Origin of the sequence: Anaerosacchariphilus polymeriproducens (assembly GCF_003363435.1) — a bacterium.
In the GTDB taxonomy this organism is placed as follows: domain Bacteria; phylum Bacillota; class Clostridia; order Lachnospirales; family Lachnospiraceae; genus Anaerosacchariphilus; species Anaerosacchariphilus polymeriproducens.
The window spans coordinates 16,997-39,228 of record NZ_QRCT01000028.1 but is presented as its reverse complement, the minus strand read 5'-3'; the positions used below and the strand labels follow the sequence as shown (position 1 = coordinate 39,228).

General features: G+C 34.1%; 23 protein-coding genes. 9 read left to right on the top strand and 14 right to left on the bottom strand.

The window, feature by feature from the left end:
- Positions 1–61: 61 nt before the first annotated feature.
- The gene (locus tag DWV06_RS09905) at positions 62–1,816 is read right to left on the bottom strand and encodes a methyl-accepting chemotaxis protein (RefSeq protein WP_115482028.1); all 1,755 of its coding nucleotides are present in this window, start codon (positions 1,814–1,816) and stop codon (positions 62–64) included.
- Between the two features lie 161 nt (positions 1,817–1,977).
- On the opposite strand from DWV06_RS09905, the gene DWV06_RS09900 reads away from it, so the two are divergent.
- Genes DWV06_RS09900 through DWV06_RS09885 form a run of 4 tightly spaced genes read left to right on the top strand, consistent with a single transcriptional unit; the run spans position 1,978 to position 4,605 of the window.
- Complete coding sequence (locus tag DWV06_RS09900) at positions 1,978–2,334, top strand: GntR family transcriptional regulator (RefSeq protein WP_115482027.1); 357 nt, start codon at positions 1,978–1,980, stop codon at positions 2,332–2,334.
- Complete coding sequence (locus DWV06_RS09895) at positions 2,331–3,032, top strand: ABC transporter ATP-binding protein (RefSeq protein ID WP_115482026.1); 702 nt, start codon at positions 2,331–2,333, stop codon at positions 3,030–3,032. The genes DWV06_RS09900 and DWV06_RS09895 overlap by 4 nt, the downstream gene beginning before the upstream one ends.
- Positions 3,025–3,759: a hypothetical protein gene (locus DWV06_RS09890; protein WP_115482025.1), complete on the top strand. Its 735-nt coding sequence runs from the start codon at positions 3,025–3,027 to the stop codon at positions 3,757–3,759. Before DWV06_RS09895 ends, DWV06_RS09890 begins: the two co-directional genes overlap by 8 nt.
- Positions 3,760–3,777: 18 nt before the next feature.
- The gene (locus tag DWV06_RS09885; protein WP_115482024.1) at positions 3,778–4,605 is read left to right on the top strand and encodes a CPBP family intramembrane glutamic endopeptidase; all 828 of its coding nucleotides are present in this window, start codon (positions 3,778–3,780) and stop codon (positions 4,603–4,605) included.
- 36 nt (positions 4,606–4,641) lie between these two features.
- Here the strand turns inward: DWV06_RS09885 and DWV06_RS09880 are convergent, their stop codons facing one another.
- The 6 genes from DWV06_RS09880 to rho all read right to left on the bottom strand — a co-directional run bounded on the left by DWV06_RS09880 (position 4,642) and on the right by rho (position 11,097).
- On the bottom strand, positions 4,642–5,736 hold the full coding sequence (locus tag DWV06_RS09880) for a radical SAM protein (protein ID WP_115482023.1): 1,095 nt from the start codon (positions 5,734–5,736) through the stop codon (positions 4,642–4,644).
- 502 nt (positions 5,737–6,238) lie between these two features.
- Complete coding sequence (prfA, locus tag DWV06_RS09875) at positions 6,239–7,312, bottom strand: peptide chain release factor 1 (protein WP_115482022.1); 1,074 nt, start codon at positions 7,310–7,312, stop codon at positions 6,239–6,241.
- Positions 7,313–7,333: 21 nt separating this feature from the next.
- Positions 7,334–8,179 carry a peptide chain release factor N(5)-glutamine methyltransferase gene (gene prmC / locus DWV06_RS09870; protein ID WP_115482077.1) on the bottom strand — a complete coding sequence of 282 codons (846 nt, stop codon included), beginning with the start codon at positions 8,177–8,179 and terminating at the stop codon, positions 7,334–7,336.
- Positions 8,176–9,126 (bottom strand): DUF1385 domain-containing protein, encoded by a 951-nt coding sequence (locus DWV06_RS09865; RefSeq protein WP_115482021.1) that lies wholly within the window; start codon positions 9,124–9,126, stop codon positions 8,176–8,178. Before DWV06_RS09865 ends, prmC begins: the two co-directional genes overlap by 4 nt.
- 205 nt (positions 9,127–9,331) lie before the next feature.
- Entirely contained in the window at positions 9,332–9,529 is a 198-nt protein-coding gene (gene rpmE / locus DWV06_RS09860) for a 50S ribosomal protein L31 (RefSeq protein ID WP_115482020.1), read from the bottom strand.
- A gap of 149 nt (positions 9,530–9,678) precedes the next feature.
- Complete coding sequence (gene rho / locus DWV06_RS09855; protein WP_115482019.1) at positions 9,679–11,097, bottom strand: transcription termination factor Rho; 1,419 nt, start codon at positions 11,095–11,097, stop codon at positions 9,679–9,681.
- 290 nt (positions 11,098–11,387) lie between these two features.
- Here rho and DWV06_RS09850 point away from each other — a divergent pair, with 290 nt between their 5' ends.
- From DWV06_RS09850 to DWV06_RS09840, 3 genes are read left to right on the top strand one after another with little or no spacing between them, the layout of a single operon-like run.
- On the top strand, positions 11,388–12,539 hold the full coding sequence (locus DWV06_RS09850) for an NAD(P)-dependent malic enzyme (RefSeq protein WP_115482018.1): 1,152 nt from the start codon (positions 11,388–11,390) through the stop codon (positions 12,537–12,539).
- Positions 12,540–12,543: 4 nt separating this feature from the next.
- Positions 12,544–13,473, top strand: a complete 930-nt coding sequence (locus tag DWV06_RS09845) for a TIGR01212 family radical SAM protein (RefSeq protein WP_115482017.1) — start codon at positions 12,544–12,546, stop codon at positions 13,471–13,473.
- Between the two features lie 3 nt (positions 13,474–13,476).
- Positions 13,477–13,995, top strand: a complete 519-nt coding sequence (locus DWV06_RS09840; protein ID WP_331463311.1) for a DUF4364 family protein — start codon at positions 13,477–13,479, stop codon at positions 13,993–13,995.
- 19 nt (positions 13,996–14,014) lie between these two features.
- Here DWV06_RS09840 and DWV06_RS09835 read toward each other — a convergent pair whose 3' ends face one another.
- Positions 14,015–14,371, bottom strand: coding sequence for an ArsR/SmtB family transcription factor (locus tag DWV06_RS09835; RefSeq protein ID WP_115482015.1), 357 nt, complete (start codon positions 14,369–14,371; stop codon positions 14,015–14,017).
- A 69-nt stretch (positions 14,372–14,440) separates the two neighbouring features.
- On the bottom strand, positions 14,441–16,648 hold the full coding sequence (locus DWV06_RS09830; RefSeq protein WP_115482014.1) for a heavy metal translocating P-type ATPase: 2,208 nt from the start codon (positions 16,646–16,648) through the stop codon (positions 14,441–14,443).
- A 163-nt stretch (positions 16,649–16,811) separates the two neighbouring features.
- On the opposite strand from DWV06_RS09830, the gene DWV06_RS09825 reads away from it, so the two are divergent.
- Together DWV06_RS09825 and DWV06_RS09820 are read left to right on the top strand one after the other, a co-directional pair.
- Entirely contained in the window at positions 16,812–17,402 is a 591-nt protein-coding gene (locus DWV06_RS09825; RefSeq protein ID WP_115482013.1) for a TetR/AcrR family transcriptional regulator, read from the top strand.
- Positions 17,399–18,001: a nitroreductase family protein gene (locus tag DWV06_RS09820; RefSeq protein WP_115482012.1), complete on the top strand. Its 603-nt coding sequence runs from the start codon at positions 17,399–17,401 to the stop codon at positions 17,999–18,001. The genes DWV06_RS09825 and DWV06_RS09820 overlap by 4 nt, the downstream gene beginning before the upstream one ends.
- Before the next feature lie 90 nt (positions 18,002–18,091).
- Here the strand turns inward: DWV06_RS09820 and DWV06_RS09815 are convergent, their stop codons facing one another.
- From DWV06_RS09815 to DWV06_RS09795, 5 genes are all read right to left on the bottom strand, one after another.
- Positions 18,092–19,240: an N-acetylmuramoyl-L-alanine amidase gene (locus DWV06_RS09815; protein WP_115482011.1), complete on the bottom strand. Its 1,149-nt coding sequence runs from the start codon at positions 19,238–19,240 to the stop codon at positions 18,092–18,094.
- A gap of 63 nt (positions 19,241–19,303) precedes the next feature.
- Entirely contained in the window at positions 19,304–20,626 is a 1,323-nt protein-coding gene (locus DWV06_RS09810) for a replication-associated recombination protein A (protein ID WP_115482010.1), read from the bottom strand.
- A gap of 11 nt (positions 20,627–20,637) precedes the next feature.
- On the bottom strand, positions 20,638–20,886 hold the full coding sequence (locus DWV06_RS09805) for a Smr/MutS family protein (protein ID WP_115482009.1): 249 nt from the start codon (positions 20,884–20,886) through the stop codon (positions 20,638–20,640).
- 20 nt (positions 20,887–20,906) lie between these two features.
- Positions 20,907–21,566, bottom strand: a complete 660-nt coding sequence (locus DWV06_RS09800; RefSeq protein WP_235828936.1) for a polysaccharide deacetylase family protein — start codon at positions 21,564–21,566, stop codon at positions 20,907–20,909.
- A gap of 159 nt (positions 21,567–21,725) precedes the next feature.
- The gene (locus DWV06_RS09795; RefSeq protein ID WP_115482008.1) at positions 21,726–22,214 is read right to left on the bottom strand and encodes a hypothetical protein; all 489 of its coding nucleotides are present in this window, start codon (positions 22,212–22,214) and stop codon (positions 21,726–21,728) included.
- Between the last annotated feature and the right edge of the window lie 18 nt (positions 22,215–22,232).

Below are 22,232 nucleotides of genomic sequence, written 5' to 3'. Positions count from 1 at the left end.
CATAGATACTAAGATATCTAGTAGTTATTTTTCAAATTATAGTCAAAGCATAATGTTATGATTACTCATTTTCTTGAATATTAAAACGACGAATCATTACATTTACTTTTTCACTTAATTGTTTTAAAAGTTCCGTTGATTTTTGCAGATTCAATAATGCTGCCGATTGTCCGTCTACAGAAGAATTAATATAGCGGGTCGAGGTAGCTGCATTATTTGCTACTTGTGAAATATCCTGTATAGCATTTACAACTTCAACCTTAAGCTCATTTGCTTGCATAATATCTTGATTAATTTCCTGTATTGACTTTAATATATCATGAATTGTTTCACTAATAATAGCAAATGAGGACTGCGTATCGTCAACAATGTTGCATTGTTCTTTTGCAACCTGATCCGTTTGGTTCATCAATTCAAACGTCTGACTCACTTCATTCTCCAAATGTAAAATAGTATCTTTAATTTCATTGGAAGCTTCTGTAGATTGAGACGCTAATTTTCTTATTTCTAGAGCCACTACTACGAACCCGCGACCATACTCGCCCGCTCTTGCTGCTTCTATACCAGCATTAAGCGCTAGTAAGTTTGTCTGACTTGATATGTTATTTAATGTTTCCACAATATGTGTAATACTTTTCATACTTTCTACAAGAACATTGACTTTATCCACAATTTGTTGATTTACAACAACATATTTATCGGTATGATTTTGTAATGTTCTTACATTTTCTACTCCACCGCTGAGTACACTTTCAGCTTGTGAAGATAAAGAATCCATATGTTTATTCTTTTCATTTACCGTTTCTATTACTTTTGAAAGTTGTAGTGTTTTCTGATTCGTTTCTTCAACCAGCACTGCCTGCTTAGCAGCCCCTTCGGAAATTTCCAAAATAGCCTTTCTAATTTCTTCTGATGATTCCGTTGTTTCCTCAGAAACGGTCGCTAATTCGACTGATGATTGATTCATATCTTCTACAGAATCTTGTACGATTGAAATCAATTCTTTTATTTGTTCTACCATTACATTAAAATCACCTGATAATTCTCCAAGTTCATCGTTCGTCAATTTAGGAATTTTAACGGTTAAATCACCGTCTTTCATTTTGCGTACATTACCTTTTAAATGCTTGATTTGACGGCTTATTGAGCGAATCACAATATATCCCCATACGGTACTGATGATCAAACATACCATAATAAGAATCATTGTAAACACGATTAATTTATTATAGTCTTTCTTTACTTGACTAAGCATTTTTTCATTATCATCATAATACAGATCACCTACCTCATCTAAGGAATCTTCTACCGCTTCAAATTTTTCAAAACCTTCTTCCTGAGATTGTGATATCCCCTTCTCCCGGATCACTGTATTAGTTGATGATAAATTTTCAACAATTTGACTAGAAAGACTTACATACTCTTCCATTAATTTTTCGAAATTCTGGACTAAACTTTCTTCATCAGGAAGTTTCAATATATTCCCCTTATATTCTGAAAATTTCTTCAGAACGTCCCCTCTTTGTTTGTTAAACTCCTCTAACTGTTCCTGAAACTCTTCTGAATCTGGTTCAAAAATGCATAACTCCTTTTCAGCCACATACATTTGGTACAAATCAACATCTGCTGTCCGAAGCAGATTAAGATTCGCTGCTCGTATCTCCAGACTCTCTTCTAATGATTTTTGTACTTTTTTCAGATTCATTAATCCAATGGAACCAATGATAACATTTGTAATTACCACTAAGAAAACAATAATAAATATTTTCACTTTAATAGAATTGTTCCACTTTGCTATTATTTTCCTTCTTTTCATAGACTCTTTCCTCCTCTGGCCTTATTTTTCGACCATTATGTATATATCGTATTATAATATATATACAATTCAATGTAAAGTACATACAAAATTTACTATTGACTTTCCCGTGTATTAGTGTATTATATACATATAACACTAGTACTGGTGAGGTGATTGCAATGAAATATAATACAACTGTACCTATTTATTTACAAATTATGGATAGAATCAAAAAGGATATCGTGACAGAGGTGCTTCCCAAAGGCGAAAGAATTAGCTCAGTAAGAGTCCTTGCAGAACAATTCGAAGTAAATTTGAACACTATGCAGAGAGCCTGTTCTGAATTGGAACGTGAGGGCGTTATTTTTACCCAACGGGGAGTTGGAAGTTTTGTGACAAATGATGAAGCTGTACTCAATGCTTTAAAAGAAAAAATGTCAGGTTCATTGGTTAAAACTTTTGTTTCTGAAATGAAAGAATTAGGATACAGTGAAAATGAGATGTATGAAATACTGAAAAAGGAGTTGAAGAAATGAACAAAATAGTTTCTGTAAAAGGTTTAAACAAAAAAATAAATAAGAAACAAATTTTAAACAATCTTAGTTTTGAAATTGAAAAAGGAAGAATTGTTGGATTATTAGGACCAAATGGTGCAGGTAAAACCACACTTCTTAAAATCCTGATGAATATATATCATAAAGATTCCGGTCATGTGGAAATCTGTGGTTTGCCACTAGGATACGAAACCAAACAACACATATCCTATATGCCCGAGAACAATCACTTGTTTCCTTGGATGAAAATAAATGACGCAATTCAATATTATAACGACATGTTTTCTGATTTTGATATAAAACGTGCCGATGAATTATGTGTAATTCTTAATATAAATAAAGAAGAAAACATAAGCAGTCTTTCCAAAGGCGGTAAAGAACGTCTGCTTCTCATGTTGACTTTTGCCAGAAATACTAATTTGTATTTATTAGATGAACCGATTGGTGGTATAGATCCTTTGACCAGAAAAAAATTAATTAAGACCATTTTCTCAACGGCAAATGGTGAATGTACGATTCTTATTTCTACTCATCAACTTTATGATGTGGAAACACTTCTAGACGATGTATTATTTCTACATAACGGAAATTTAATTTTACTGGATAGTGCTGAACATATCAGAGAAGAATGTGGAAAATCCTTAGAAGAATATTATATGGAGGTTTTTGAGAATGCTTAATCTATTAAAATGGAACTATATAAATTTATTCAAAAAATATCAATTTCTTATTACCAGCTATATCATCACTCTCATCATTTTACTGGTGACACCGAATAAAGATAATCTGCTTTGTTTCTTTATTAATGGCATAGGTGCTATTTATAGTATATTCTTTTGTTTTTATACACTTGTTTTATCAGTCACTGAAACAGTAAATTGGATGCGCTGTGAATCCGCACTCCTTGAATTTTCTCTTTGTATAAAACCTATCAAAATATTTATTGGTAAATTAGCTTTAGTCATGAGTTTAAATCTATTCAGCCTAATTTTAACTAAAACACTCTGGTATCTGTTAGGGACTTTCGGTATGAAAAGAATTGTGCTGTTTCAAAATATAGATTCTTTTCTTATGTATTTAATTTGTTCCTTAGTATTTTATGTCATTATTATGTTTTCATATATTTTGGCTAAGAGTTTTCACTATACGAGAAAAAATTCAAAAATCACTACTGTATTTCTTTGTATCATGATACCAGCTTTAATTTTAATACTTACTTTTATATTCCTTGCAACTATGGGTGCATGGAACATAACAACAGCCCCCTATGGGCAAATTCTGATAGAAATGAAAGATAATTTTACAGCTTTTACAACACTATACAGTATTTTGCTTCCCATCTTTCTTATAATTGCAGGATTACTGTGCAGTTCCCATTTATTTAAGTACAAATTTGAACGTTACTAAAGAAAAAGAGGTGACATTATGAACAATAACATCAAAACAACGATATCAAAACATCCTATTTTATTTTCCTTAATTATTATCTTTATTTTTTTTGTTTTTACAGAAATTCAATTGGACAGATTTTTAACCCGGTTTACTGATGCTCAAAGTGCCTCTTATATATCAGGAATCTTTTTACAAGGTTTCAGCAGTATCGTATTTGTTATTTTATTAAAGTATTTAGGCTGGATTTCTATTTCCGGCTTTACCAAACCTAAGGAATGGAAGCAATTATGGCTTTGCTGGCCTTTGATTTTACTATGCATCTATGTTATTTGGGAGTTTCTTAAAAGCTCTTCTAAAATTGATACTTCAAAGCCACTTATTATTCTACTGTACTTACTTGTGTTTCTTTCAACCGGATTTTATGAGGAAATACTTTTCCGTGGTCTGATAATGACTCTATTGATTCAAAAGTGGGGATCTACCAAAAAAGGGATTTATTTATCTGTCATTTTATCAAGTCTTTTATTTGGAACCTCCCATATAATAAACTTCATGACCGGACGTGCTTTGCTTTTACCGACCATAACACAGATTTTATATGCCATCGCGTTTGGAGTATTTTTTGCCTCTTGCATCCTGCGTAATCATTCCATTTGGCCGGCCATTCTCTTACATGCACTATTTGATATTTGCAGTGATTTAAGTGCTATTACTGTGAACAGTAGTTTTGGTAAAGTTATGACTGTCAATAACACGCCGGAAGAAGCTCTAAGCTCCTTAATTTTAGCACTCCCTCTTCTGCTTTATGGCCTCTTTATTTTGAGAAAAGTACAGCCATGCGCGCCAGATTTAGTTTGCTGACAGCAAATGAGATCTGTGCGCCTACTGCATGGATCTCTATTTATTAGTTAAGAAATCTCTGACTAATTCCTCTTTTTCAAAAAGTACACATCCACCTGCATGTTCTTCCATCAGAACGTCATTTTCTTTTAACCTTTGAAATAATGGTGATTTCATAGCCTCTCTTAAAGAAATTTCTTTTAAATTTGTATCAGAATAAGGTGAGAATGGACAGGGTTCTACCCCTCCTTGGGAATTAATATGAAAAAATCCTCTGCCCGCCGCAAGGCAGCCACCCGATGTCTTTTCATCTCCAGGAAAGGAAATAAATAACATAGTTTCATACTCTTCACGCAAACTCTCTAACTTAAGTTTTAAATATTCCCTATGTTTATCTAAAGGTGCTAATTCTATTGACGTTTTGTCAACAGGAACATACTCAACATAGATAACTACTTTGCAGTCCCTTTCATATAGCTGATCCAAAAATTCCTTAGAAGTTACTTCTTCTAAGTTCTGTGTCGTTATCGTTACCGACGTTCCATAGATAATATTATTTTCTTTCAGCTCTTCCATAGTATTCACTAATTGTTGATATACACCGCTTCCACGTCTTTCATCTGTTTTATTCTCATTCCCCTCAATACTTAGAATGGGGACCAAATTACGATACTTATCAAATAATTTTATGTACTCTTTATTCACCATTGTTCCATTTGTAAATATGGGAAATAAAATTTCCTGAATCTTACCTGCATTTTTAATAATATCAGTGCGAATAAGAGGTTCTCCTCCAGCTAACAGTATAAATCCTACTCCAAGACTCTTAGCCTCCTCAAAAATCTGCTGCCAATCTTTTTGATTCAGTTGCTTTTCTGCCATTTGATCATGGCAGCTATGATTCGCTCTTGCGTAACAGCCTGCACAGTGTAAATTACATTCACTGGTGATGCTTGCAATTAAAAACGGTGGTATATGTTCTCCCTGTTCCTCCGCCTTGGCTCGTATTCTTCTTGCTTGTTTACTTGCTATTGCATATTTTGCCATAAAAAGACTCTCTTTGGGATTGCTTAATGTTGCCTTCAAAGCATTTTTTACAATTTTCTCAACTCCACTGCTAAGATAATTTTCTAAATTAAATTCCTCTTTCATAATAACCTCACTTTCCTATTTATAAAAAAGACCTAAGCAACCGCCTAGGCCTTTACATCCTCACATATCGTAAATATTCGCTTTTAAATAATGTCCGAACTTGTGTTCTGTTTTTTATTATGATATAATCTACAAGTAGCTATTTAGCTACTGACAATCGTGTTACAGGTTGGTCTACCTTCATTCTACATAGAATGGAGGTGATGCTTATGAATAATAAATTGATTTCAAAGATCTTATGTCCTTTGGAATGTTTCTCATAGCACTACTGACATTCATTTATTTGATATGTCAATAAGATAGTAAAAAACCTTCCCTGTACTTTGACCGGTGCGAGAAGGTTTCTTACTGTTCAATATTTCTGGTCAACCACTCTTTGGCGATTGCCTTTTATAATTATATTATAGCAAATAACTTAAAAATCTCAAGACTTTATTTTATATTGTTACAAATTTCTATTAACTCTATATATTATTCTTGCCCATTTCTTCAAACACCTTTTCTAATTCTCGCCCATCTTTGCCAATTTTGCACTTTGGTCTGCTGCAATTAAGCTATCAATCAATTCTTCTATATCTCCGTCCATTACTGCATCCAATTTATGAAGCGTTAATTTAATTCTATGATCTGTAACCCTTCCTTGCGGGAAATTGTAAGTACGTATCTTCTCAGAACGATCTCCGGTACCTACCTGACTCTTTCTTGCTTCTGCCTCTGCATCATGTTTTTTGGCAACTTCCAATTCATATAACTTAGAACGTAATACTTTTAATGCTTTATCTTTATTTTTTAATTGAGACTTTTCATCCTGACATGAAATAACAATTCCGGTTGGAATATGAGTTAGACGAACAGCTGAATCTGTTGTATTTACACATTGTCCACCATTTCCGGATGCCCGGAACACATCAAATTTGCAGTCATTCATATCTAATTCAACATCTACCTCTTCTGCTTCGGGCATAATGGCAACTGTAATAGTTGACGTATGAATACGCCCGCCTGATTCTGTTTCCGGAACACGTTGCACACGATGTACGCCACTTTCGTATTTCAATTTCGAATAAGCACCTTGGCCATTAATCATAAAGATGACTTCTTTAAATCCACCTATTCCACTTTCATTCACGCTCATCATGTCAACTTTCCAACGCTGTCTTTCAGCATAACGTACATAAACACGATATATCTCTGCCGCAAATAATGCTGCCTCATCACCGCCGGCTCCTGCTCGAATTTCTACAATAACGTTTTTTTCATCATTCGGATCTTTTGGAAGCAATAATATTTTCAGTTCTCTTTCTAGCTCTTCTGTCCTTGCTTTGGCATCATTTAATTCTTCCTTGGCAAGTTCCCGCATTTCTTCATCGCTTTCTTCATCCAAAATCAATAAACTGTCCTCAATATCCTGCTTACATTTTTTATATTCTTTATATGCCTCAACAATCGGAGTCAAATCACTTTGTTCTTTCATGAGTTTACGAAAACGAGCTTGATCATTCGCAACATTTGGCTCATTTAATTCACTCATAATTTCCTCAAAGCGAATCAGTAAATCTTCTAGTTTATCAAACATTTTATTTCTCCTCTTCCTTTACTACTCAATTTTACCACACACTACTCTATCCAAACCTGCCAGGTCTTTTATCACTCTTATTTGAAAATAACCAGCCTGTTCCATAAGCATAGAAACAGCATCTCCTTGATCATGGCCGATTTCAAAAAAAAGACTACCTTGTCCTCGTAAATAGTATTGACTCTGACTTACTATTTTCTTATAAAAGAAAAGGCCATCTTCATCTCCGTCTAATGCTATCATAGGTTCAAATTTCTTTACTTCAGGCATCAATTCCTCAACAACTTTAGTCGGAATATAAGGCGGATTCGAAACTATTATATCATATTTCTCTCCTACCTTATCAAATAGATCCGATTGAATAAATTGACAGTCTGCCTTTAACTTTTCAGCATTTCTTTTTGCAGTCATTAATGCATCATTTGATATATCCACACCTGTTCCTTGTATTTTCATATCTGTTTTCTCTTTTAAATGATGTAACAGACTAATTAAAATACATCCTGATCCAGTACACATATCTAATACGCTCATATCATCTTTTACATATGGGATCACTGTTTCTACTAATATTTCCGTATCTTGTCTTGGGATCAGAACACTCTCATTTACATGAAAAGGCAGTCCCATAAATTCTTGAACTCCTGTAATATATTGCAAAGGTATATGAATTTTACGCCTGCGTATACAATCCATATAATGAATTCTTTGTTCTTCTTCCACTTTTTTATTAGGATTTAACAAATAATGAGCGCGGTCAATGTTTATAATATACTCTAACAAATACCATGCATCGATTTCGCTTTCTAAAATATCAGCTTCCTGAAGCTGGTTCTTTCCATACTGTAACAATTCCTGTAACGTCATTCTTTCTTTTCTTTCCAATCAAAGTTCTCTCTTAAATATTCTTTCCAATCATAAACTGCATTAACTGATGCAATCCCTACTTCTATCATATTGTCATCTGGCTCTCTGGTAGTTAAGTTCTGAAGCCAAATTCCAGGCATACTAAAGGCTTTTACGAAATAATTCTCGCTTTGACCTGCCAAACGTATAAATTCATAAGAAACACCTGCTATTACAGGTAGTAACAAGATTCTATAAACCAGACGCAATAATGGGGCATCTACTCTGATAAACATAAAAAACAGAATACTAATCAACATTACAATCAGCATAAAACTAGTACCGCATCTCTTATGCTGTCTGGAACTTTTCCTTACATTTTCTACATTTAACTCCATTCCATGTTCAATACAATTAATACACTTATGTTCAGCTCCATGATACATAAATACTCTCTGTATATCTTTCATTAAAGAAATAAGTGCTACGTAGCCTACAAATATTGCTACACGAATAACGCCTTCTATTATGGATAACACCAAGTATGAATCTATCTGTTTACTAAATAATTGTGTGATACCATAAGGCAAAAGCATAAAAATAAGTACAGCCATTACCAAAGAAAACGTAATTGTCAATCCCATTACTATTTTTTCTGCCGCTTCCTTTTTAACAATTTTGTTGACTACCTTTTCTGTAATACTCGGCTTTTGCTCCTCTTCTTCTTCAAAAAAAGACGCTGAATAAGTCAGTGTTTTTAACCCTAATATCATAGAATCCAAAAAATTAAATACCCCTCTGATAAATGGAAGCTTGGTGAATGCTTCCAGACCAATTGCATTTTTATATACATCTACTTTTATTTCAATTTCATTATTCGGCTTTCTCACTGCAACAGCATAATGTTCTTTGTTCTTCATCATTACGCCTTCCATTACAGCCTGCCCTCCAACTCCGGTTGATTTCATACGATTCCTCCAAGTTTCAAACTTATCTATTCTTCTTATGCTTCCAATTGCCGTTAATAACACTCATCATTATATCCTATTTCTCACAGAATCCACAAGTATTAATCTCAGTTATTATAATATTAGTTATCGTAAATGTAATATACAAAAATAAGAGTTGAGATTTAAATAACCTCAACCCTATTTTTCATATTATTGTCTTCTATTATATGCCATATTTCTTATTGAATTTATCAATACGTCCACGAGCTGAAGCAGCTTTTTGTTGTCCTGTATAGAATGGATGACATTTGGAACAAATTTCAACGTGAATAGATTCTTTTGTTGAACCTGTTTTAAATGTATTCCCACAGTTACAAGTCACTGTTGCCTGGTGGTAATCTGGATGTATTCCTTCTTTCATATCTTTCACCTCTTTATATAAGTCTTATTAATTGCTTCATTTTTCTGCTTATATAATAGGAAACGTTCGTCGTTTTCTATTAAGTTCTTTACGAACAGCTTAATTATTGTATCATATGCTATCTGTATTTGCAAGACATTTTAAAAATCTTATATAATTTTTGTTTTCTTTACCATTTGTGAAAATTCTTTATTATTTTTCGTTCGGACAAATAAATTTAAAATGCTTTCTACTGCTTCATCTGTTTTCATACCATTAATAGCTTTACGCATGATATACACAGCTTCCTGCTCTTCCTGGTCCAAAAGTAGATCCTCTCTCCTTGTTCCAGATTTGGTAATGTCAATGGCCGGGAAAACCCGTTTTTCTGAAAGTTTACGATCCAGCACCAGTTCCATATTACCGGTCCCTTTAAACTCTTCATAAACAACATCATCCATCTTACTTCCGGTATCTACAAGAGCGGTTGCCAGAATGGTAAGGCTTCCCCCTTCACGCATATTTCTTGCGGCACCAAAAAAACGTTTTGGCATATGAAGAGCGGCAGGATCCAGACCACCTGATAAAGTCCTTCCACTTGGTGGGACTGTTAAATTGTAAGCTCTTGCCAATCTTGTAATGCTATCTAATAAAATTGTAACATCTTTTTTGTGCTCTACTAACCGTTTCGCACGTTCAATTACCATTTCTGATACCCTTTTATGATGTTCAGGCAGTTCATCAAATGTAGAATAAATAACTTCTACATTCTTCCCTTCTATCGCTTCTCTGATATCTGTTACTTCTTCGGGACGTTCATCAATTAATAAAATAATCATATGCATTTCCGGATTATTTTTTGTGATAGATTTGGCAACTTGTTTTAAAAGAGTTGTCTTTCCTGCTTTTGGTGGGGATACAATCATACCTCTCTGCCCTTTTCCTATTGGAGATACCATATCTACTATTCTCATGGCCGTTGAGTTCGTCTGAGTCTCGAGACGAATTCTTTTATCCGGAAAAATGGGAGTCATATCTTCGAAATTATATCTTCTGGATGCTTCATTTGGATGAAAATCGTTGATAGACTTCACATATAATAATGCACTGAATTTTTCAGCAGTCGTTTTTACTCTGGTATTTCCACATACAATATCACCCGTCTTCAAATTAAATTTTCGGATTTGAGAAGGACTTACGTATACATCATTTTCTCCTGGCAAATAATTCGCACAGCGAATGAATCCATAACCATCAGGGAGAACTTCTAATATACCATTGGCAATACTTCCACTATCCAATTGCTCTACTTCATTTCCATCTGTTCTATCTGATCTCTTCTCCTCTTTTGTATCCACCATTTTTTCTGCCTTGGGCTCATTTTTTTTGTCTTCTTTTAATCTGCTTTTTGCAGGTGTTTTTTTACCTTCACTTGCTTCAGATTTATTTTCGGTATTTAATTTTGCATCTTCTGCAAGCATAGCTTCAATCACCTGACTTTTCTTCATAGTTGAAATATTTTTGATACCTCTTGATTTTGCAATTTCTTTTAATACTGTCAATGATAAGGTTTCGTATTTTTCCCGCATACTTTTCTCCTTGCATTTATTTCTATCTATCTTTTCTGATCACTACATCTTAATAAGGGAGTTCTTGTCAGACACGACATTGATGTATATTTAAACCATTATAACGCATTTGGGTACGTTTGTCATGGGCAAAATAAAATTTTTATACTTTATTAAAGGAAATAAATAATTTTCCCTACCTATTGATTTGACATTTTGAAAATGTTATGATTGTTTTGTTGTAATGATAGAAAGCCCTTCAGGAGCTTTCTATTGTTATGAATAGAAAATAAAAGAATATAGGTGATAATATGACAACCAACGAAAAGGCATTACTTTTGCATGCAGAATGGAATGGAAAACTTGAAACCATTTCCAAAACTTCAGTGAAGTCACGCGAAGACCTGGCTCTTGCATACACACCAGGAGTTGCTGAACCTTGTAAAGTAATTGCTGAAAATAAAGAAGAAGCATATCGTTATACTATGAAAGCTAATACGGTGGCAGTCGTTTCTGATGGAAGTGCTGTATTAGGACTGGGGAACATAGGCGCTCTTGCTGCAATGCCTGTTATGGAAGGAAAAGCTGTATTGTTCAAAGAGTTTGCTAATGTCAATGCCTTTCCTATCTGTCTGGATACCCAAGATACAGAAGAAATTATTAAAACTGTAATCAATATAGCACCTGCTTTCGGAGGGATCAACTTAGAAGATATCTCTGCACCAAGATGCTTTGAAATCGAAGCTCGTCTTAATGAACTATTAGATATCCCGGTTTTTCATGATGACCAGCATGGTACAGCTATTGTTGTACTCGCCGGTATTATTAATGGTTTAAAAGTAACCGGTAAAAAAATAGATTCTTGTAAGATCGTAGTCAATGGTGCGGGTTCAGCAGGTATTGCTATTACAAAAATTTTATTATCCTACGGTTTTAAAGATGTTATCATGTGTGATAGACCCGGTATTCTATCCAAAGATACTCCGGACTTGAACTGGATGCAGAAAGAAATGATGGAAGTCACGAACTTAAAAGGCCAAACCGGCAGTCTGGCAGATGCTTTTGTCGGTGCTGATATTTTTGTAGGAGTCTCTGCTCCCAATATTGTAACTTCAGAAATGGTATCTACTATGAATAAAGACAGTATCATATTTGCAATGGCAAATCCAATACCGGAAATCATGCCTGACATTGCAAAAGCAGCAGGCGCAAAAGTTGTAGGAACCGGACGCTCAGACTTTCCTAATCAGGTAAATAATGTAATTGCTTTTCCAGGAATCTTCAAAGGTGCTTTAGAAGGCAGAGCTTCACAGATTACAGAGGAAATGAAATTAGCTGCGGCATTGGCAATAGCCGAATTAATACCGGAGGATAAATTATCTGAAAATTATATTATACCGGAAGCATTCGATTCACGTGTGGCTGATGCAGTAAGTACGGCAATAAAAACACATATTAAATAATCTTATGAGGACACATTGGAATGAAAAACGTTACTATTCTTTAGATTACTATTTAAAAGAATATTACGGTGAAAAAATATATAAACTAGCATTAAATGGTGGTATGACTTGCCCCAATCGTGACGGAACATTAGACGAGCGCGGCTGCATCTTTTGCAGTCACGGCGGTTCTGGAGATTTCGCTTCTTCCCCTGGATTAAGCATTTGGGAGCAAATTGAAGCCGGAAAGTCTCTACTCTCTAATAAACAAACCGGAAAAAAGTATATTGCATACTTTCAAGCCTTTACCAATACTTATGCGCCTGTTGAGTACTTAAGAGATATCTTTAAACAAGCGATTTCCCATCCTGATATATCCATTTTATCCATTGGAACACGACCGGATTGTCTTTCATTAGAAATTCTGGATCTTTTATCTGAACTAAATCAGATAAAACCTGTTTGGATTGAATTGGGACTGCAAACCATTCACGAGTCCACCGCCATATTCATCCGAAGAGGCTATTCACTTTCTTGTTTTGAATCAGCCGTAAAAGAATTACAAATACGCAATATTAAAATTGTAGTCCATATTATTTTGGGACTCCCAAACGAAACAAAATCCGATATCCTAAAAACTGTCTCTTATATAGGTACTTTAGGAATAATGGGCATAAAATTACAACTACTGCATATTCTGTCAGATACAGATTTAGCGCAATATTACAAAAATAATCCTTTTCCTGTTTTTCAACTAGAGGAATATTGTGATTTGGTAATCGAATGTTTAGAATATTTACCACAAGATATTGTTATCCATCGCTTAACCGGTGATGGTCCCAAAGAACTTTTGGTAGCTCCTTTGTGGAGTAAAAGTAAACGATACGTTTTAAATACCATTCAGAAAAAACTAAAAGAAAATGATACATGGCAGGGAAAACTGTCACGGAGGTAGCTGATGTCAGAATCAATAATTTTATACAAATTAATTATTTTATATATGTTGAACAAAGTGGATTTTCCTCTAAATAATGCACAAATTTCTGATTTTATTCTAGAAAAAGAGTATACCACCTATTTTACAATACAACAGGCAATTTCAGAAATGATAGACTCTGATTTAATTCGTGCTGAGACAATACGAAACAGCTCTTATTATCATTTAACTCAAGAAGGTGAAAATACTCTCAACTTCTTTGGCAATAAAATATCAGACGCTATCATAGAAGATATTCATGAATACTTTAAAAACAACAAGTTTCAGCTTAGAAATGAGGGCTCAATCCTAGCGGATTATTACAAAACTACAAATCAAGATTTTGCTGTAAGATGTCAGGTAAAAGAAAAAGATTCTAATTTAATCGACTTAACCCTTACCGTTCCTACCAAAGAACAGGCAGAAGCAATCTGCAATAATTGGAACGAGGAAAGTCAAAATATCTATGCATATATTATGAAGCAGTTAATGCATAATTAAAGATCAAGCACATTACCATTTACTCGGCAATGTGCTCAAATCCTTGATTTAATATTGTATAAACATGTTCATCCGCAAGGGAATAAAAAATAACCTTTCCCTCCCGCTTAAATTTCACCAATCTGCTTTGTTTTAAAACACGCAGCTGATGGGATATCGAACTCTGTGTCATATTAAGTATTTGGGCAATGTCTCTAACACACATCTCCCCCTTTGTCAATACATACATAATCTTGATTCTGGTTGGATCCGCAAATACTTTATACAATTCCGCAAGAAAATATATTTCTTCATCATCGGGCATATTATCATTTACTTTTTCTACTAAATCTTCATCTGCATATAAATACTCTAATTTTTCTTGTTTATACCCCATCGTTCTCTTCCTTCCAAATTCTTTTATGACTCATTTTATCATTTTTTTCCACAAATGAATAGATAAAATTTAAATTTGGCGATTCTTCTTATATAGAATCCGAATTGAATTTAAAATACATAGCATTGCAACTCCGGAATCTGCAAATACAGCCATCCACATGGAAGCATACCCGGTCAAACCTAGAATCATTACAACTGCTTTTACTGCTAATGCAAAAATAACATTCTGCTTAGCTATCTTATTTGTTTCTTTTGCAATCTGAATCGACTGAAGAACTGCACTCATATTGGATGTCATGAACACTACATCTGCTGCTACAATTGCGGCATCTGCACCAGCTCCCATAGCTGCACCAACGTCTGCTCCGGCCAATACAGGTGCATCATTAATACCATCTCCAACAAACATGACTGATCCATGTTTTTTTCTAATTTCCTTTAGACGATTCAATTTATCTTCTGGTAATAATTTAGAATAGACTTCTTCAATTCCAATTTCCTGAGCCACAGCCTGAGCACTTTCTTTTTGATCCCCGGTCAACATGGCTGTACGGATCCCTAATTTTTTCATACCTGAAACTGCCATCGCTGCGTCTTCTTTTATCGTATCTGAAATTTGAATTTGTCCTGCCAATTTTCCATTCAAAGCAACGAATACTTCAGTCCCAGATCCACTCTGTTCCAAACCTGAAATCGCCACTTGATGATTTTCCATTAATTTTCTATTTCCACACAAAATCTGTCCGTTTGCTACATCTGCTTTAATTCCCTGACCAGCAATTTCCTTTATCGCACTTGGACTTTCAATTTTAAGCGATTTTTCTTCTGCTGCCAAAAGAATACTATTCCCAATCGGATGTGTCGAAGATTGTTCACAACTGGCAGCCATGGATAATATTTGATCTGGCTCCATGTAATTTACCGCATGTATTTTCTGTACCATAAAATTACCTTTTGTCAGAGTACCTGTTTTATCCATAACAATCGCTTTCACTTCATATAATGCTTCCAATGCCGATCCTGCCTTAAACAATATTCCCTTCTTGGACCCTGCTCCTATCCCAGAGAAGAAGGATAAAGGAACACTTAAAACTAATGCACACGGACAACTAATTACCAAAAATGTTAAACCTGTATAGACCCAGTGATTCCAGTTACCAGTTATTAAAGAAGGTACGATAGCTGTAATTGCAGCAATACTTACAACAATCGGAGTATAGACTCTTGAGAACCTAGTTATAAAACGTTCGATTCTAGGTTTACTGGCTGCTGCATTTTCCACTGCATCCAAAATACGAGTAACCATAGATTCCTCTAATACTTTTTCAACTTTTATCTTTAATACTCCTGAAGTATTGATACAACCTGAAATCACCTGACTTCCCGGCTGCACTTTAACAGGTACCGGCTCTCCAGTTACTGGTGATGTGTCAATCCTGCTCTCTCCTTCTACTACATTACCATCTAATGGGATACGGTCTCCAGGACGAACTAATAAAATCTGGCCTGCTTCCGCTTCTTGTGCATCTATTATTTCAATTTCTTTGTCCTTAACTAAGTTTACAACTTCCGGTCTCATATCAATGGCATCCATGATTTGACCACGACTTTTTTCAACCGCTTTATGTTCAAAAAATTCTCCAACTCTAAAGAAAAGCATAACTCCTACAGCTTCCGGATAATCTTTTATTATAAAAGCTCCTAGAGTTGCAACACTCATTAAAAAATTTTCATCTAAAACCTGACCTTTTATCAGATTCTTGACTGCCGATAATAAAATGCTTCTTCCTAATAGCAGATAAGAAATTACAAACATCAATAAAGACCATTCAGGTTTTGTTTCTTCCAAAAATTTACCTAATGCAAAAAATCCAATTCCTATTATTAATTCTATAAATTCTTTTTTCATCTCAAGTGAATGATCCAGTTTTTCCTTCGTCTTATTATTTCTTTTCTCCTTAGGAACCACCTTGACTTCAGATTCAATTGACTCACAAATTTTTTGTATTTCAGGCAAAAGGACTTCCTTATCCTTAGCTTTTAAACGCAATTGCTTTGTAGAAAAAGTAATAGTTGCCTCTGTGACATTTGGAAGCTCTTGAATTTTTTTCTCCATTTTTGCTGCACAGTGAGCACATCCTAAATTCTCCAGTGTATAGATACAACTGTCTTTACATTCGTCTATTTCTTTATGTTCTTTATGCGTATATTCGCATCCACAAGATTTAGAATTGTTATCTTTCAACACGTTCTCTCTCTCTTTTTCTTTTAACATAATAATTCCTCCGATCTTATTACATATGTACGTCTGTTCATATGTTAGTATAATCATCTTAGCATTTGTTGTCAATATATTTTATTCATTTTTTTATTTCTTATTGACAAAATAGACCATTCGGTTTATTATTACTTTATTATTTAATAAATGGAGTATTAGCATGAAACCAAGTAAAGGCGAACAAACAAAACTATTATTAATTGAAACAGCTGCTGAATTATTTTTAAAAAATGGATATTCTAAAACCGGTATTAATGATATTTTAAAACAAACAAATACAACAAAGGGCTCTTTTTACTTTTATTTTTCCAGTAAAAAAGACTTAGGTCTTGAAGTAGCAGATTATTACGGAAATGTAATTCTCAGAAATTGGCTCATACCATTATCATCCAAGCCATGGAATATATTTATCAACCGAATGATAACTGATATAAAAAAAGCTGTATCTGAAGGCAAATATTTCGGCTGCCCAATAGCAATACTGGGATTAGAACTTGCTTTTGTTCAAGATGACTTAACAAATGCCTATGCAATAGGTATGAGAAAATTAATAAATGTATTTTCAAGTTCTCTGCAAGTTTCAGGTTTATCCAAAAATGTGGCTGATATAACTGCCAAAAAAGCATTTGCTATTTATGAAGGTTACATTATTTATTACAGAATCAGCAAAGATGAAAGTGGTTTCGATTATATGCTAAAAGATCTATTATCATTAATTAACAAGACATCAAAGGAGGATACAAAAAAATGACTGTTAAAGAATGTATAACCCAAAGACGAAGCATAAGAAAATATAAACCGGACGAAATTTCCGATGAGATACTAATGGATTTAATCGAATGTGCCAGACTTGCTCCATCCGCTTGCAATTCACAACCCTGGCGTTTTAAAATAGTAAAAGATTTTGAAACAAGACAGAAAATAGCTCAATATTCCTTCCATCAAAAGCATGTTTCTCAAGCTCCTGTGATAATAATATGCTGCGCTGATATTAAAAAATATATCACTCAAACACAGTCCAGCATTAAAGAATTACATAAATTGAATATCCTTGGTGATAAATTCTACAACTTGATCCAAAACAGAGCTGATTCTCTTAAGGATATCCAATTAGAAAATCTTATTGGAGAAGTATCTTTTAATGCTGCAATCGCAATTGAACATATTGTTTTGAGAGCTGCAGAGCTTGGGTTAGGTACTTGCTGGGTGAAAATGGCTGATGAAAATAAAATTAGAGAATTATTTAATTGGGATGAAACGATTCGATTTGTAAGTCTCCTTACGTTAGGTTATCCGGATGAAGAACCATGCCCTATAAAAAAATTACCGATTGAAGAACTCCTTTTATAGGAATTTCCAATTATTATATCGATTATCCAAATATGCATTCAAAGATAAAGGCTGATTCCATGTAAATACATAGAATCAGCCTTTCATTCTCTAATGACTTTCAAAATATTCATCTATTCCATTAGAAATACCCTGAACCATCTTATTTTGATAAGAATCATCTGCAAGTAATTGATCCTCAGATGGATTGCTCATAAATCCCATTTCTACAATGGTGACCGGTATTTTGCACCAGTTAATTCCACTCATATTATCAAGTTCAAGAACCCCTTTATTATTTGCTCCTGTTGATGATACAATATTATTAATAACAGAAGAGGATAAATCTTTACTTTCCGTATAAAGATTACTGATATATGGATTGTTAGCTGTAGGACATATGGTCAGCGCTCCACTAACGCCGCTGTTATTTGAAGAATTTGCATGAATCCTAACAAAAATCTCAGCTCCACTGTCATTTGCAACCGCTGCCCGTTCTTGATTGCTCATATTTACTTCATGAGTTTCCCTTATCATAACAACTTCGTAACCACGTTTGATTAATTCCTCTTTTAACTTCAAAGAAACTGTTAAATTCAATTTATATTCAGGTAATCCGGTAACACATCCGCTTGTACCAGAAGTAACTTTAGCCTTAGTTGCTGAGGCGCCTGGTCCAATCGGTTCTTGTTCACTGTTTCCGTGAAGTTGATGTCCCGCATCAATTGCAACAACTCTTCCGGCTGCTTTTGGTTCTTCCGTCGTTAAAAATTCAGACGAAATATAACCTTCCTTTCCATCCAGAACTACTTTGCTCCATTCACTACTAAATCCAATTCTTTGCAACTTAGTTCTTTTCGTAAGAGTTTGAACTACTTTTGCTTCTACCGAACTGCTCTCTCTCATATTCACACTGGAAGCAGTTACATAAACTGTTTCGTTCACTTCTTTCAAAGCCTTTTTTTCTGCTTCTTTCTTTTGAACTTTCGTTTTTTTATTTTCCTCTTTTTTAGCTTTCTCTTTTTTAGCTGCTGCTTCTTTTATATTCAAAGCTTCTTTTGTTTCTTCAATCTTAGAACTCTTTTCATCTTTCGTTTGTATATCTTCTTTTGTTTGTGTCCCTTCTCTTGTTTGTACCTCATCTTGTATTTTTGCTTCTGAATTATTATCTGATTTATCAGCCTTCCCGCAGCCGGTAAATAAAATAATTACTGCAAATATAAATAAAATCCCTTTTAATGTTTTACTTAGTCTTTTCATATGAATTCCTTTCTTAATCTATTGTTTTTGCTCTAATCTTTATAATAGTATTACCCATTCACCCTATTCTATTGCTTTTATAAATTTTAAATAATCTTTGATTGTTTTTTCATAACCCAAATCTGTCGGTTCGTAAAAATGTACTTCCTCTAAACCAGTTGGTAAATACTGCTGTTTCACATAATGGTTCGGATAATTATGCGCATATTGATATCCGGATCCATGTCCCAATTTGGCTGCCCCTTTATAATGTGCATCCTTTAAATGTGCGGGAATACCTGCAGTTTGAGTACTCTTAACAATATCCATCGCTTTATCAATGGCTAAAATACAAGCATTACTTTTAGGCGCGGTTGCTATATAAGTAACCGCCTGAGCCAAAACAATTCTGGCTTCCGGCATTCCTAGACGCTCGACCGCCTGAGCTGCTGTTGTCGCTACTACCAATGCCTGAGGATCAGCATTCCCAACATCCTCTGCTGCACATATCATAATCCTTCTCGCAATGAATTTAATATCTTCTCCTACATATAGCAGACGCGCCAGATAATAAACGGCGGCATCCGGATCTGAACCCCGCATACTTTTAATGAATGCAGAAATGGTATCATAATGCTGATCCCCATTTTTATCATATTTAATAACCCTCTTTTGAATACATTCAGACGCTACGTCAATGGTAATATAAATCTTCCCATCGTCGTTTCTTGGAGTGGTAAGAATTCCAAGTTCAATTGCATTTAAAGCTGAACGTGCATCTCCATTGGCTACTTCTGCCAAAAAGTCTAATGCATCTTCTTCTATACAGGCTTCATATGCACCCATACCTTTTTCTTTATCATAAACAGCCCTTTTTAAAAGCTGTTTAATCTCATCCTTCTCTAATGCTTTCAGTTCAAAAACACTTGATCTGGACAATAATGCACTATTTACTTCAAAAAAAGGATTCTCAGTAGTCGCTCCAATCAAAATCAAAGTCCCATCTTCTACAAAAGGTAATAAATAATCCTGTTGCCCTTTATTAAAACGATGAATCTCATCTACAAATAAGATGGTCTTCTTTCCATACATCCCACGATTATCTTTCGCTTTTTCTACAACCGCTTCCATATCTTTTTTTCCGGCAACCGTTGCATTAATCTGCATAAATACTCCACTGGTCGTATTGGCAATTACCTTAGCTAAGGTCGTCTTCCCTGTTCCCGGTGGACCATAAAATATAAGCGAACTAAGCTTGTCTGCTTTAATAGCTCTAAATAGCAGCTTATCTTTCCCAATAATGTGCTGCTGTCCTACTACTTCCTCTAACTTTGTAGGACGGATTCGAGATGCTAAAGGAGATTCTTTCTCTCTTGTACTTTCTCTCATATAATCAAATAAATCCATAATTCCTCCAATTAAAACAACTCTCTTAATATTAAATCTGTTTCTCCTTGATTGATTCCAACCTCTATTCTTTTTACTTTTGGATGCCCCTTATAAACTTTTCTAACCATATCTCTTAATACAGTTCCACCATGATATCCATGTACAATTCGAATCCGATAGATATCTGCTCTCACCTTTTTCAAACTACTGTCTATCATTACTTTTGCTTGAAACTGATTCATAGTATGAATATCAATTTCTAAAATTCCTGTATTCATAATCTTCTCCACTTTCCATTTTAATCTAGAATTAATTGATCTACCGTAACAAATTGATATCCATCTTCTTGTAACTGATCTACAATTTCTATTGCTGCCTGCACACTTGTTTTATAATAATCGTGTAATAATATAATATCATTTTCTTCCACCTCAGTCACTACTTGTTTTACTACTTTTGAAACATTAGAACTTCTCCAATCCTTTGGATCTACGTCCCACATAACAGGAATCATATTAATCTTGCAATCCAGCTTATGATTCCACTCTCCAAACGGAGGTCTGATATATTCTGTATATTCACCTGTTATTCTATGTAAAACTTTACACGTCTTTAACAATTCTTCACAGGCTTGTTTATCACTTAACCCTTTTAACTTAACATGATTATATGTATGATTTCCAATGAGATGACCTTCTTTATACATTCTTTTTATAATTTCTTCATTTCCATCTATCTGTTTACCTATAACAAAAAAAGTTGCTTTCACATTTCTTTCTTTTAAAGCATCCAACAATTGTGCGGTATAGTATGGATGTGGTCCATCATCAAAAGTCAATGCAACTTTAGGTTTCACTACTTCATTCCCTAGTGTTTCCTTTTGTTTGCTATTCCAAAACTGTAATACAAATAGCAAAGCAATGTTTAGCAGAAATAAATACATGCACAATTTTCTCATTATTGAACATTCTCCATTTCCTTACTTATGAAAAATATATGCAATTATTAGAAAAAATATATACCCCTAGGATACTTTACGATTACTTATTTTATAGGAACTGGAACTCATTTTCCTATAAAAAGGGTGCCGCACAATTTTATACGACACCCCAACTAACTAATTTTTTGAATTTTCTTCCTCATTCACATTTTGAGGTTCATAATTTTTTTCAATCTTTTCTTCTGTCTCTTCCTCAATTCCCAAGAACTTTCTTTTCTCTTTATGTTTTAATCGATTGATCAAGATTGCTCCAATTGCAAAATAAAACCCTACTGAAGAATATCCCGATTGATCATTTTCACCGATCATAAACATAAAGACAGATAAACAAATTACACTAGAAACTCCTAACAGAACCATTTTTATATAGGCAGATTTTTTTGCAGAGTCCGAACTTAACTCCTTAAGATGCCCCATCCAATATGGTTCTATGAAAGCTTCAATTAATTGGATCAATACTAAAAAAACAACTACAATAATTTGAAAAGCTAAAATATTAAAAATCTTAAATATTAAAGTAAATGCGATATATGCCGCAATACTCAACACTAGCCCAATTTCAATTGCCCATATCTTTTTTTGTATTTTATTACGTTCTTGATTCATTCTTTTGTCCTCTCTTAT

Coding starts and splice junctions, on each gene's coding strand:
- DWV06_RS09905 (WP_115482028.1), bottom strand. CDS start 1,816: ATGAAAAGAAGGAAAATAATAGCAAAGTGGAACAATTCTATTAAAGTG.
- DWV06_RS09900 (WP_115482027.1), top strand. CDS start 1,978: ATGAAATATAATACAACTGTACCTATTTATTTACAAATTATGGATAGA.
- DWV06_RS09895 (WP_115482026.1), top strand. CDS start 2,331: ATGAACAAAATAGTTTCTGTAAAAGGTTTAAACAAAAAAATAAATAAG.
- DWV06_RS09890 (WP_115482025.1), top strand. CDS start 3,025: ATGCTTAATCTATTAAAATGGAACTATATAAATTTATTCAAAAAATAT.
- DWV06_RS09885 (WP_115482024.1), top strand. CDS start 3,778: ATGAACAATAACATCAAAACAACGATATCAAAACATCCTATTTTATTT.
- DWV06_RS09880 (WP_115482023.1), bottom strand. CDS start 5,736: ATGAAAGAGGAATTTAATTTAGAAAATTATCTTAGCAGTGGAGTTGAG.
- prfA (WP_115482022.1), bottom strand. CDS start 7,312: ATGTTTGATAAACTAGAAGATTTACTGATTCGCTTTGAGGAAATTATG.
- prmC (WP_115482077.1), bottom strand. CDS start 8,179: ATGACGTTACAGGAATTGTTACAGTATGGAAAGAACCAGCTTCAGGAA.
- DWV06_RS09865 (WP_115482021.1), bottom strand. CDS start 9,126: ATGAAATCAACCGGAGTTGGAGGGCAGGCTGTAATGGAAGGCGTAATG.
- rpmE (WP_115482020.1), bottom strand. CDS start 9,529: ATGAAAGAAGGAATACATCCAGATTACCACCAGGCAACAGTGACTTGT.
- rho (WP_115482019.1), bottom strand. CDS start 11,097: ATGCGGGAAAAATACGAAACCTTATCATTGACAGTATTAAAAGAAATT.
- DWV06_RS09850 (WP_115482018.1), top strand. CDS start 11,388: ATGACAACCAACGAAAAGGCATTACTTTTGCATGCAGAATGGAATGGA.
- DWV06_RS09845 (WP_115482017.1), top strand. CDS start 12,544: ATGAGGACACATTGGAATGAAAAACGTTACTATTCTTTAGATTACTAT.
- DWV06_RS09840 (WP_331463311.1), top strand. CDS start 13,477: ATGTCAGAATCAATAATTTTATACAAATTAATTATTTTATATATGTTG.
- DWV06_RS09835 (WP_115482015.1), bottom strand. CDS start 14,371: ATGGGGTATAAACAAGAAAAATTAGAGTATTTATATGCAGATGAAGAT.
- DWV06_RS09830 (WP_115482014.1), bottom strand. CDS start 16,648: ATGTTAAAAGAAAAAGAGAGAGAGAACGTGTTGAAAGATAACAATTCT.
- DWV06_RS09825 (WP_115482013.1), top strand. CDS start 16,812: ATGAAACCAAGTAAAGGCGAACAAACAAAACTATTATTAATTGAAACA.
- DWV06_RS09820 (WP_115482012.1), top strand. CDS start 17,399: ATGACTGTTAAAGAATGTATAACCCAAAGACGAAGCATAAGAAAATAT.
- DWV06_RS09815 (WP_115482011.1), bottom strand. CDS start 19,240: ATGAAAAGACTAAGTAAAACATTAAAAGGGATTTTATTTATATTTGCA.
- DWV06_RS09810 (WP_115482010.1), bottom strand. CDS start 20,626: ATGGATTTATTTGATTATATGAGAGAAAGTACAAGAGAGAAAGAATCT.
- DWV06_RS09805 (WP_115482009.1), bottom strand. CDS start 20,886: ATGAATACAGGAATTTTAGAAATTGATATTCATACTATGAATCAGTTT.
- DWV06_RS09800 (WP_235828936.1), bottom strand. CDS start 21,566: ATGAGAAAATTGTGCATGTATTTATTTCTGCTAAACATTGCTTTGCTA.
- DWV06_RS09795 (WP_115482008.1), bottom strand. CDS start 22,214: ATGAATCAAGAACGTAATAAAATACAAAAAAAGATATGGGCAATTGAA.